The sequence below is a fragment of the Moorena producens 3L genome, from assembly GCF_000211815.1.
Classification (GTDB): Bacteria; Cyanobacteriota; Cyanobacteriia; order Cyanobacteriales; family Coleofasciculaceae; genus Moorena; species Moorena producens.
The window spans coordinates 38,740-49,101 of the sequence record NZ_GL890819.1; the positions used below are offsets into that span (position 1 = coordinate 38,740).

Below are 10,362 nucleotides of genomic sequence, written 5' to 3' on the forward strand. Positions count from 1 at the left end.
CAACATAAGTTGGTAAGGTTTGCCTCGACGTGTTAAGACTCGGTACTTTCTGAGTAACACTGGCTTTCCCGAATGACCTGTTTAATTACCCAGTTGTAGTGCTTGAAACTGGCACGCATTTCAAGGTACGAATTTTAACGCTTAGTCTTAACGGCTGCGCGAGGCGAGGATTTCTTGCCTCGCGCCGTCTGGTCAACAGGCTTTATTCAAGCCCACACTGTACCTTGAGGGTCAGTGTGCGGTAGTTGACCCTAGAGGATGGCTAATGGTCTTAGTTCACCATTGACAAAGTATTAGACATCGTAGTATAGTGCGAACTCATAGGGATGAGGCCGCAACCGCATGGGGTTGACTTCGTTGTCTAGTTTGAATTCAATCCAGTTGGTAATGAAGTCTTCGGTAAATACTCCTGATTCAGTCAAGAAGGTATGATCCTTTTCTAAGGCTGCCAGAGCATCCTCTAGAGAACCGGGGGTGGATGGAATTTTGCTCAATTCCTCTGGAGAGAGGTCGTAAATATCCACATCTAGAGAGTCACCTGGTTCAATCTCGTTCTTGATGCCATCAATACCAGCACAGAGCATGGCAGCGAAGGCGAGATAGGGGTTACAGGTGGCATCAGGGCAACGGAACTCTAACCGCTTGGCCTTAGGATTGGGGCCAGACAGAGGAATGCGGATGGAAGCTGAACGGTTGCCTTGGGAGTAAGCTAAGTTGACTGGGGCTTCAAACCCAGGAACCAGACGCTTGTAGGAGTTCGTGCTGGGGTTGGTAAGTGCTAACAGAGCCGGGGCGTGCTTGAGTAAACCACCGATGTAATGGAGCGCCATGGTACTTAGGTTGGCGTAACCATCACCCCAGAACAAGGGTTCCCCATCCTTCCAGATAGATTGGTGGGTATGCATTCCCGAACCATTGTCATTAAAGATTGGTTTGGGCATGAAGGTGACAGTTCTGCCATACTTTTTGGCAACATTTTTGATGACATACTTATAAGTCATCAGATCGTCAGCAGCCTTAATTAGGGTGCCAAAGCGGAAACCCAACTCGTTCTGTCCACCTGTAGCTACCTCGTGGTGGTGCTTTTCAATGGGTACGCCGCACTCTGCCATGGTTAGCAGCATTTCGGTACGCATGTCTTGCAGGGTGTCTGTGGGGGAGACAGGGAAATAACCTTCTTTATAGCGAGGCTTATATCCGAGGTTACCACCTGCTTCTTCTCGACCAGAATTCCAACGACCTTCAACGCTGTCTACATAGTAGTAGCACTGGCTCTCGGTTTGGTCAAAGCGAACATCATCAAACACAAAGAATTCAGCTTCTGGACCAAAGAAGGCGGTATCCCCAATGCCAGTGCTGATCAGATAGTCAAGGGCTTTCTGAGCAATGCTGCGTGGATCGCGGCTGTACCATTCCCCAGTACGCGGTTCCTTAATGCTGCAAATCATGCTCAGGGTTGGTTCTTTCATGAATGGGTCGATCCAAGCCGTTGTGGCATCAGGAACCATTGCCATGTCAGATTCGTTGATTGCTTTCCAACCCCGAATACTTGAACCATCGAAGGGAACTCCATCGACAAAGGAATCCTCTTCTATTTGGTCTTGGTAAAACGAGCAGTGCTGCCAGATCCCTGGCATATCAATGAATTTAAGGTCGATGATTTTTATGTTTTGGTCTTGAATCATTTTCAAGACTTCTTGTGGGGTTTCAGGCATGAATGACTCCTTTGATCAGCTTTACGTTTGTTTACAAAGAAACAATCTTAGAAAATTACTTGAGTTAGTGAATCTACCAAAATTGGCGACACTTAAGCTTTCCCAAACCGAGGACGGGCTAGGTAAGCATCCGAGTCAGTTATTCCTGGGGAGATACTTTTTTTTGAGTGGTGCAAGCAGCACGATTTTCTTAAAAGCATCTTGATGGGCTTTTCCCTTGAACAGTGAAAAGTTGTAGTTCCCTGATTCCTGACTCATCCTAGGGATAGAAAGTAGGACATTATGTATCTAACAATACAGAATGTCCTAAGATGATCGGATCTCATATGAATAAAAAATTAAATTTTCGAGTTCTAGACTAAGTCAGGTTCGCACAAAGGCTCGCACAAAGGCTCAACAGAAGGTCTTTGTCTGGTCACCATGGCACAGAGGCGAAGACTAGGCTCTGGTTAGTGGCAGGTTTTGCCTAAATCCCTCTATATGGCCTCTATATGGGCAATGGGGTTAGTGGGAGCATTTGGTCGGTCGGTTCTAGTTTCCCTGTTTCCCCCCTCTGGAAGTGTCTTGCTCAACTATAAGGTCACATCTATGGTGGGCAACGCCCAATTCTCAAGAAGCATTAAGGATGAAAGCAACAAGCAACAGGGTACAATCTAGTGATGAAAGATATGTATACGCTTAGCTCCAGCCAATTATAGCGTCTGGAATTGAGCACACATTCAACTTGCTGTTTAACTCCTGTGGAGTGCATAGTGTAGCGCTCTGTACCTGTTGAGTGCTCGCCCTATATCTAGGGAAGAGGTCAATAGTAAATCAAAAATATCAAGATTGTTGTTGGGAGAATAATTTAATGAGGGATCTAGTCACAAACTTGATTAGGAATTATGATAGCTCAGGTCGCTACCTAGATCGGGATGCCATCGATTCACTTAAGTCTTACTTTGAAACTGGCACCGCTCGGGTGGCTGTAGCTACTTTAATCAATGGCAATGCTGCTTCTATTGTCAAGCAAGCATCAGCACAACTGTATGAGGAAGTTCCTGAACTGTTGCGTCCAGGTGGCAATTCTTATACAACTCGTCGTTATGCTGCTTGTTTACGAGATCTGGATTATTACCTGCGCTATGCTAGTTATGCCCTAGTTGCTGGTGATACCAATGTCCTGGATGAGCGGGTTCTACAAGGGTTGCGGGAAACCTATAACTCCCTAGGTGTGCCAATCGCTCCAACCGTGCGTGGGATTGAGATTATGAAAGATATGGTCAAAGCAATGGCAACAGAAGCTGGTATTGGGAATATCGGATTTGTTGATCAGCCCTTTGACCACATGAATCGTGAGTTTAGCGAAACAGATCTTTAAGACATTGATGGTTGGTTGACAGTTGACGGTTGTACGGGTGACTGGAATGGTTGCCCGTACTATAGCGCTGCGCGCAGGGAATCGGGAATCGGGAATCGGGAATCGGGAATCGGGAATCGGGAATCGGGTAATTGCTGATTATATTGCTAATTTTGTCAAGGTCTATTACTTGAACGCTGCTCCAGTAAGGGACGAAACTAGCAAACCTTCCAGAGCCGACCGCCACAAATGATTGAATTGCTGATTGAAATGCGATTGGCCGTAGGCCACGCTACGCGATCGCTTAATAGCAGGCTTGCTGGTTTGTAGCACTCAGGACGGATAACTTGCTTCTAAAATAGTACATAAATACTAAATCACGTCCAGTATGTGTGGTAGATTCACCCTGACAACTATAGGGGTAAGCCTAGCGCGAGCTTTTGATTTAGATGATGTGCCAACCCAGGAGGCTAGTTACAATATTGCCCCTACTCAGCTGGTGGCAACAGTATTAAACCCCTCAACTGAGACTGAGCGACAATGGCAATTGTTACGTTGGGGTTTGATTCCTAGTTGGGCAAAGGATATAAAAATTGGGGCAAAACTGATTAATGCTAGAGCAGAAACGGTAGCAGAAAAGCCAGCATTTCGCAGTGCATTCCGTCGTCGGCGTTGCTTGGTTATAGCGGATGGTTTTTATGAGTGGCGACGAAAGGATGGCAAGAAGCAACCGTTGTATTTCCATATGAAAGATAAGCGTCCGTTTGCTTTTGCAGGACTTTGGGAACTTTGGAAAAATCCAACGGGTGAGATAATTGCTTCTTGTACAATTATAACCACAGTAGCTAATGACATTATCAGTCCGCTCCATGATCGAATGCCAGTCATATTAGAACCTAGGGATTATGATTTATGGCTGCATCATCAGGTAAGTCAACGGGAGCTATTGCAGCCACTACTGATTCCCTATGATGCCCAGAAGATGAGTGTTTATCCCGTTAGCACTACTGTGAATAATGTCAGAAATAATAGTCCTGAGTGTATCATCCCTGTGGAACTTGATAATAATTAAAATAGTCCCTACAATTCTACATTTTAAATCACCATGACTGCTTTTACAGTAAGTTTCAACTCTATTATTGAACTGACTGATGACCAATTTTATAAGTTATGTCGAAATAACCCGGAAATAAAATTTGAGCGCAATGCCAAGGGAGAAGTGATTATCATGTCACCTACTGGTGGAGAAACTGGTAACCATAATGCTGAAATCATCATCGATTTAGGTATTTGGAATCGAAAAGCTAAATTAGGGGTTTGTTTTGACTCTTCGACGTGCTTTAAACTCCCTAATGGTGCTGACCGTTCTCCGGATGTAGCGTGGATTAAACAACAACGCTGGGATGCACTTAAACCAGAGCAACGCCAGAAGTTTCCACCGATTTGCCCGGATTTTGTGCTAGAATTAATGTCTCCAACTGATCGGTTAACGGTGACTCAAGCCAAGATGGAGGAATATCTAAAAAATGGGGTAAGTCTGGGCTGGTTAATTAATCCTCAAGCACGGCAAGTGGAAATTTATCGACCAGGTCAAGTTGTGGAGGTGTTGGAGTCTCCTAAAACTTTATCAGGGGAGGAGGTTTTGCCTGGGTTTGTCCTGGATTTACACTATCTTTGGTAAATATAAAATTTTACTTTCGTCACTCATCACCTGCCGCTGGAATAATAATTTTTTAAACATTCAACACTAGTTTTCTAGAGGTCTGCTATGGGTCGTGCGTCAAAACTAAAACAACAACGTCGCCAAGAATCTCACGACGGTACTAACAGCACTTCATCCCGACCTAGGTACGTATTATTTGAATCCAATAGCTCTAATTACCTAGCTTCATTAGAGTTATTAGGTGGGATGGAACGGTTAAATTGGTGTCCTCATGCAGGGGGAGCACTCAAATTTGATTCCTTCAGTCAAGCCCAAGCCAAAGCTAAGCGGATTGCTAAGCAAAGAGGATACACCCTACAAGTGGTTGAGCTTAATTCTGAACATGTTAATACTGACCAAAAACCTTAGTTACAACCTCCACATTAGGCTCAACCTCTATCCAAAGGGTGGCACCACTATTCTTGGGAGATTCTGGTCTATAGACTAACCGGGATGGCCCGCTGATTTCTACATAATGACAGTTGATATCGCGATTACCCCGTTTAACTGTAATCACTGGGTCTGTTGTATGGTTTTGTTGATTCTTTTGAAGTACTTCCTCGTTGAGGTAGATGTGAGTCAGGGATTTGCTGGGCTGTTTTCTCCAGGAGCCTTGTGGTCCTCGGCTACCGGGAACTATCTTGGGCATACCGTTATATAGCGGAATCCGCCAAAAGCGACCAACTTTTTCGGCTCCTTGAATTCTGCCCTCTTTCAGGAGTTGGCGAACTCGTTGAGGACAAATACCTAGAAGATAGGCGGCTTGGGTGGTATCTATCATGATCGGGCAACTTACTCTAGCGCTATTAATTTATTCGGAAATATACCATACAATTACAGCAATTGCCAAGTTTTATAGGGAACAGGGAATCGGGAATCGGGAATCGGGAATCGGGAATCGGGAACAGGGAACAGCGGATCTGGGCACAGCGGATCTGGGCACAGGGAAGAGAGACTATTAAGTATTAAGTATTAAGGATTAAGTATTAAGGATTAGGAATTAAGCCAGAAGTCTTGAATCGATTAATAAACGTTTAGCAAAATGGCTGATTTATCTGCAGGAAGTACGATAAAAATCAGCAAAAATATCTTTAACTATACCAAATTATCGAAAACTATTTATTCCCTCTCCCCCCACACTCCGAACACTCCACCCTCTCCCGACACTCTTCCCTATTTCCTGCCCTCAGCCCCATGCTTCTCACAAGAATACCGTCGAAATCGATAACCAGGGACTTTAGATATAGATTGTTTATCCTTAATACAACCTTGGGCTTTTAACTCAACAGAGGCAGAAAAATTGACTACCCACAATTCTAAAGGTTTGGGCAGTTGAGCCACAGTTTTTTGCAGGGTTTCTGTAGCTACCCTTGGCTCGGTGTCTTTATGTGCCAAAAGAAACTGGGGTGAATTAATGGCAGTATCAACTACTTTGCGACGGTTCAATTCCCAAGCTAACCCCATCATTTCTCCTGTTTGTTCATGGCTTTTGTGAACTGTAGCAATCAGGACTGGCAGGGATTGAGACTGGAAATCACTAATCTCTAAGATTTTAGCGATCGCAAGATCTGGTCGATCGGCTTTTTGGTAACTCACATGGGATGCCACTATCACTCCACCTACCAATCCCATCAACAGGATTAGTGCTACCCATTGCTGATCTTTCCCTTGGGCAGCTCTCCAACAACTGGCAAAGCTTGCTGCTAGTAACATAATTACGATGGGGAAGTAGACAAACTGGTAACGAGCGGCTAAGGTCAAATCAATGCCAAGACCGTAAGTGATTAATAAGAATAATGCGATCGCTCCCAGGACGAAACCGCCCAAAACCTGAGTCATGACCTTAGTCTGGGAGTGTAACCTCTGAATTCTGATTCCTCGACGCAACAGTTGCCCTATCAAGAGCACTAATATTACTGTTACTAGTCCAGAGGCGACCATAATCGGTAGGGATTGCCCTTCTACTGGCAGCATCACTACCATAGTGATCAGCCAAGACAAGAGTCTAGCTACCGGTTCGAGCAAATTGCTGAGGGTTGTGTCTTGGTGAACCCACTCTGTCAAACGATTACTGGAGGGGCGTGGCAAAATTGGCAGCCAAACTAAGACTCCCATTAATGTCCCGAGGGCCACCGCGTAAATTCGCCACCAGTACTTCCAAGAAAATACTGAACCCCCTGACCCAATCCGCAACCCAAGCATTACCAGTCCTACAGCTGCGATCACCAGGACGAAAAAGTAATGGACAGCTATGCCCAAGCTATTGACAATAACCCAGATTAATGCTATGTAAATCGGGAAGGGCGTCTGCCGTTGAAGCGATCGCGTAGCGTACACCAAACAACTGACTGAAGCGATAACCAATAGAATCCCTAGAGTGTAGTGTCGAGCTTCTTGAGCCAGATAAATGCCATAGGGTGAAACAGCCATCAGTGCTGCTGCGAAGTGACCCACCAGGCAAGAACGAAACCCTAACCAACCTAACCCAAACATGGCTGGAATTGAAATCACTCCCAGTAGCACACTCAAGGATCGCGCTACCCACAGGGATACCAATTCCCCATGGCCTGGAAACAGCTTCAGCCACAGATGGGTTAGGACGAAGTACAGTGGTGGGTGATTACTCTCCGTGATTAGGTTATTAATAACGGAATTGATGCTAGCACTAGAGTTCGGTTTGAGGGGAGCTAACAGGGTATCTGACGTAATCACCTGATCCAGCGGTACGCTCCGAAAACTATTGCCCAGGCTAAACACTAGGGTGGCAAATTCATCTGACCAGGGGGGTTTTCCGGCCAGATAGGTAAACCGTAAACCTGCTGCGATCGCTATCCACACCAGCAGTAATAGAACTATGACCCAACTACTCCAGCTTTTGTCCACTTGGGATTTTGGGTTGTTAAGAATCATTAGTCATTAATTCTCTTTGTAGCTAGGAATCAAGGTAACGTTTTCCCAAACTACTTTATTATCGTTGATGCCACTGTTTAGTTACTTTAACTGAAATCGGTGCTGGGGCAGAGGAATAATACCGCGCAATCATACCGCTATGAAATAATTAGATGAGCTAATCATTGGGATAATTTTTGAATACTGATGAAGGACAAGCTCAAACCAGACTGGGCGGGGGATGACTTACTCTCCCGGTTCGTTAATCTGTTGATCGACACCAAGCCGATCTACAAGGTGATGCAACACCAGGCCAGGCAGGTGCTAATTAAAACCGCAGAAAAAAATGGGATTGAGTGGCGGAAAAACTACCAGGAGTTAGAAAAATCAGGAGCGAAGACCTTACTATCCGAGATTACTAACCCTAGCCTGGTCTACCCAGACTACTACAAAGTCCCTTTCCATGCTTATGACCAGGGAAACCTATGCTGGGAAGCTGCCTTTGAAGCTGCCAGTGCTACCCAGGCTATGGGGTTGAGGGTTTGGCCCAAAGAAAAACTTACTTGGCTTTCGGCACAAGAGCGATTACGAAGTAGTTTTCATCAAGTACTAGGAGAGTATAATCCCGAGATAGTCACAGATGTGCTAGACATTGGCTGCTCAGTAGGGATATCTACCTTAGCGCTACACCGCTACTACTCCAGGATCAAAAAGGGCAAAATCCGCACCGTTGGGTTAGACTTATCCCCTTATATGCTGGCTGTGGCCAAGACCATGGATCAGACAGCAGAAATATCCGAATGGATCCATGGCAAAGGAGAGGAAACCAGTTTACCAGACAATTCCTTTGATGTGGTCACCTTACAGTTGGTTCTTCATGAACTACCGCACCAAGCAACAGAGGAAATTTTTTCCGAAGCGCTACGTATTCTACGACCTGGTGGCTGCCTTGGTGTTGTAGATAATAATCCTGCCTCCCCAGTCATCCAGAATCTGCCCCCTGCACTGTTTGTGTTGATGAAAAGTACAGAACCTTGGAGTGATGACTACTACAGCTTTGATGTGGAAGGGGCGATGATTAAAGTTGGTTTTGACTATCAGACCACGGTAGCCAGCGATCCTCGTCACCGCACTATTATTGCTACAAAACCGTAAGCTATAGCAGTCGCCAGGGCAGTTAGGACATGACAAAAGTCTCACACCCAAAGTAAGCGCAAGAGTTTGACTTCTGACTTCTGACTTCTGACTTCTGACTTCTGACTTCTGCTATATCAGCTATCAGCTATCAGCTATCAGCTATCAGCTATCAGCTATCAGCTATTGCGCGTAGGGCATATGCTTACACAAAACCTGCTTGAGGTGAGTGGGTGAAGTGTGGGGAGTTTGGGAAGTCAAATCAGCAACTCTTGTCCACTGTTACCTGATCTCTGTTCCCAAATCCGCTGATCCCTGTTCCCGACTTCTGAAAGAAATCTAAAGGTTGTAGCAATTCCTCTTGATGCAGTGGCTAATCTAGCGTTTTTTAGCCTAATGAGGTACACATAATTTTTTACCTCTTCCCTCTTATGACTTTACTGCTTCCTGGTCCCTGGTCCCTGGTCCCTGGTCCCTGGTCCCTGGTCCCTGGTCCCTGGTCCCTGGTCCCTGGTCCCTGGTCCCTAAAACTTGTACCTTACTAGCTTGAAAACCGCTAGAGTAATAATTACGAGTCAATCCCAAATGAACTAGTTTGGGATTGACTCGCTGTTTGCAGCTTCCTGTGCCGTTCAAAGGTGCTGTAAAAACAACCCAGTTAGGTTATATAAGTAAGGATATGAAAAAATCAGTATAATTTTTATAAATTTATCATGAAGACTACCCAAATTTTTTGAAAGCTTTTTTGAACTAAATGTGAAGATTTGGTTAATTGTGAAAAAAAAGTAAAAATTTGGTGAATCAAGTCCAGGTGGTTGTCGAGTTTCCTAGTCTTGCCCAACCTGAGTTCGACATCACCAACTTTATCCAGGAGTCAGGAGCTTCGATTCAGGATTCAGGAGCCATAATAACTGAATTTTATAGTTAATTAGGAATTAATCAGAGTTTAATGGGCAATTAACCTATGTATTCTCCCAATAACTTCTGAATTATTCTCCTGAATTCTTAATTATGTCTCCTATATCCTCAAAAAACCAGCCAATTTCTTACATAAAACTGAGGTTGTCCAAGACCGATTGCCCAAGACCGATTGCCCAAGACCGATTGCCCATGCTGGGATTTTGGCATCAACAGGCTCGGGGTAGACTCATAATCTAATCCCTTTACCCTTTCCCCTTTGCCCTGATAACTGCGGCGAAGTCTAATCAGCGCCCAAAGCCGCTTAGGCCAAAGCAGGGGCAGAATTTAGGGCAGCACTATGGTATTGATTGGACTAATAGCAGTCAAACCGAATTGGACTAATAGCCATCGGAGGAGGATATCCTGATCTGGTCAGCCTTGGGGTTTATCACCTTTCTCGTCAGAGAGATAACATAAAAGGAGTTCTTGCCAGCAGCACCTACACTAGGAGGTGGGACCCTAGGGCGATTTACTCGCCCTAGGAGGCGCGCACCTATGGAAATTTATAGCCACCATCTACGAGGTCTTCTGGTTATGATCACAGATCTGTCCCAATTGGGATCAGGACTGAAACAGGTTGTTAGGACTAATCAGGGGGATGTTGATAGAAGGGATTACTGGCT

The 10,362-nt window shown here is 45.1% G+C and carries 11 protein-coding genes; 7 read left to right on the forward strand and 4 right to left on the reverse strand.

What is annotated here, in order from left to right; translation table 11 throughout:
• Positions 1-293: 293 nt before the first annotated feature.
• Entirely contained in the window at positions 294-1,715 is a 1,422-nt protein-coding gene (gene glnA / locus LYNGBM3L_RS00985; RefSeq protein ID WP_008177966.1) for a type I glutamate--ammonia ligase, read from the reverse strand.
• Between the two features lie 480 nt (positions 1,716-2,195).
• Here glnA and LYNGBM3L_RS42565 point away from each other — a divergent pair, with 480 nt between their 5' ends.
• Together LYNGBM3L_RS42565 and apcB are read left to right on the forward strand one after the other, a co-directional pair.
• A complete protein-coding gene (locus LYNGBM3L_RS42565; protein ID WP_154659636.1) occupies positions 2,196-2,372 on the forward strand; it encodes a hypothetical protein in 177 nt (58 codons plus the stop codon).
• Positions 2,373-2,565: 193 nt separating this feature from the next.
• Positions 2,566-3,075: an allophycocyanin subunit beta gene (gene apcB / locus LYNGBM3L_RS00995; protein ID WP_008177972.1), complete on the forward strand. Its 510-nt coding sequence runs from the start codon at positions 2,566-2,568 to the stop codon at positions 3,073-3,075.
• On the opposite strand, the gene LYNGBM3L_RS42570 is transcribed toward apcB, so the two are convergent.
• Positions 3,056-3,301 carry a hypothetical protein gene (locus LYNGBM3L_RS42570; RefSeq protein ID WP_154659637.1) on the reverse strand — a complete coding sequence of 82 codons (246 nt, stop codon included), beginning with the start codon at positions 3,299-3,301 and terminating at the stop codon, positions 3,056-3,058. The genes apcB and LYNGBM3L_RS42570 overlap by 20 nt on opposite strands.
• 141 nt (positions 3,302-3,442) lie before the next feature.
• Between LYNGBM3L_RS42570 and LYNGBM3L_RS01005 the strand changes: the two genes are divergently transcribed.
• The 3 genes from LYNGBM3L_RS01005 (at position 3,443) to LYNGBM3L_RS01015 (ending at position 5,125) form a co-directional block, all read left to right on the forward strand.
• Positions 3,443-4,126, forward strand: a complete 684-nt coding sequence (locus LYNGBM3L_RS01005) for an SOS response-associated peptidase (RefSeq protein ID WP_008177976.1) — start codon at positions 3,443-3,445, stop codon at positions 4,124-4,126.
• Positions 4,127-4,159: 33 nt separating this feature from the next.
• Complete coding sequence (locus LYNGBM3L_RS01010) at positions 4,160-4,735, forward strand: Uma2 family endonuclease (protein WP_008177978.1); 576 nt, start codon at positions 4,160-4,162, stop codon at positions 4,733-4,735.
• Between the two features lie 87 nt (positions 4,736-4,822).
• The gene (locus LYNGBM3L_RS01015) at positions 4,823-5,125 is read left to right on the forward strand and encodes a hypothetical protein (RefSeq protein WP_008177980.1); all 303 of its coding nucleotides are present in this window, start codon (positions 4,823-4,825) and stop codon (positions 5,123-5,125) included.
• Here the strand turns inward: LYNGBM3L_RS01015 and LYNGBM3L_RS01020 are convergent.
• Positions 5,103-5,537 carry a helix-turn-helix domain-containing protein gene (locus tag LYNGBM3L_RS01020; protein WP_008177982.1) on the reverse strand — a complete coding sequence of 145 codons (435 nt, stop codon included), beginning with the start codon at positions 5,535-5,537 and terminating at the stop codon, positions 5,103-5,105. The two genes, LYNGBM3L_RS01015 and LYNGBM3L_RS01020, sit on opposite strands and share 23 nt — an antisense overlap.
• A 392-nt stretch (positions 5,538-5,929) precedes the next feature.
• Positions 5,930-7,666 carry a glycosyltransferase family 39 protein gene (locus tag LYNGBM3L_RS01030; protein WP_008177986.1) on the reverse strand — a complete coding sequence of 579 codons (1,737 nt, stop codon included), beginning with the start codon at positions 7,664-7,666 and terminating at the stop codon, positions 5,930-5,932.
• 186 nt (positions 7,667-7,852) lie between these two features.
• On the opposite strand from LYNGBM3L_RS01030, the gene LYNGBM3L_RS01035 reads away from it, so the two are divergent.
• Together LYNGBM3L_RS01035 and LYNGBM3L_RS48255 are read left to right on the forward strand one after the other, a co-directional pair.
• Positions 7,853-8,800, forward strand: a complete 948-nt coding sequence (locus LYNGBM3L_RS01035) for a class I SAM-dependent methyltransferase (RefSeq protein ID WP_008177988.1) — start codon at positions 7,853-7,855, stop codon at positions 8,798-8,800.
• Between the two features lie 775 nt (positions 8,801-9,575).
• The gene (locus LYNGBM3L_RS48255; protein WP_008177993.1) at positions 9,576-9,707 is read left to right on the forward strand and encodes a hypothetical protein; all 132 of its coding nucleotides are present in this window, start codon (positions 9,576-9,578) and stop codon (positions 9,705-9,707) included.
• Positions 9,708-10,362: the final 655 nt, after the last annotated feature.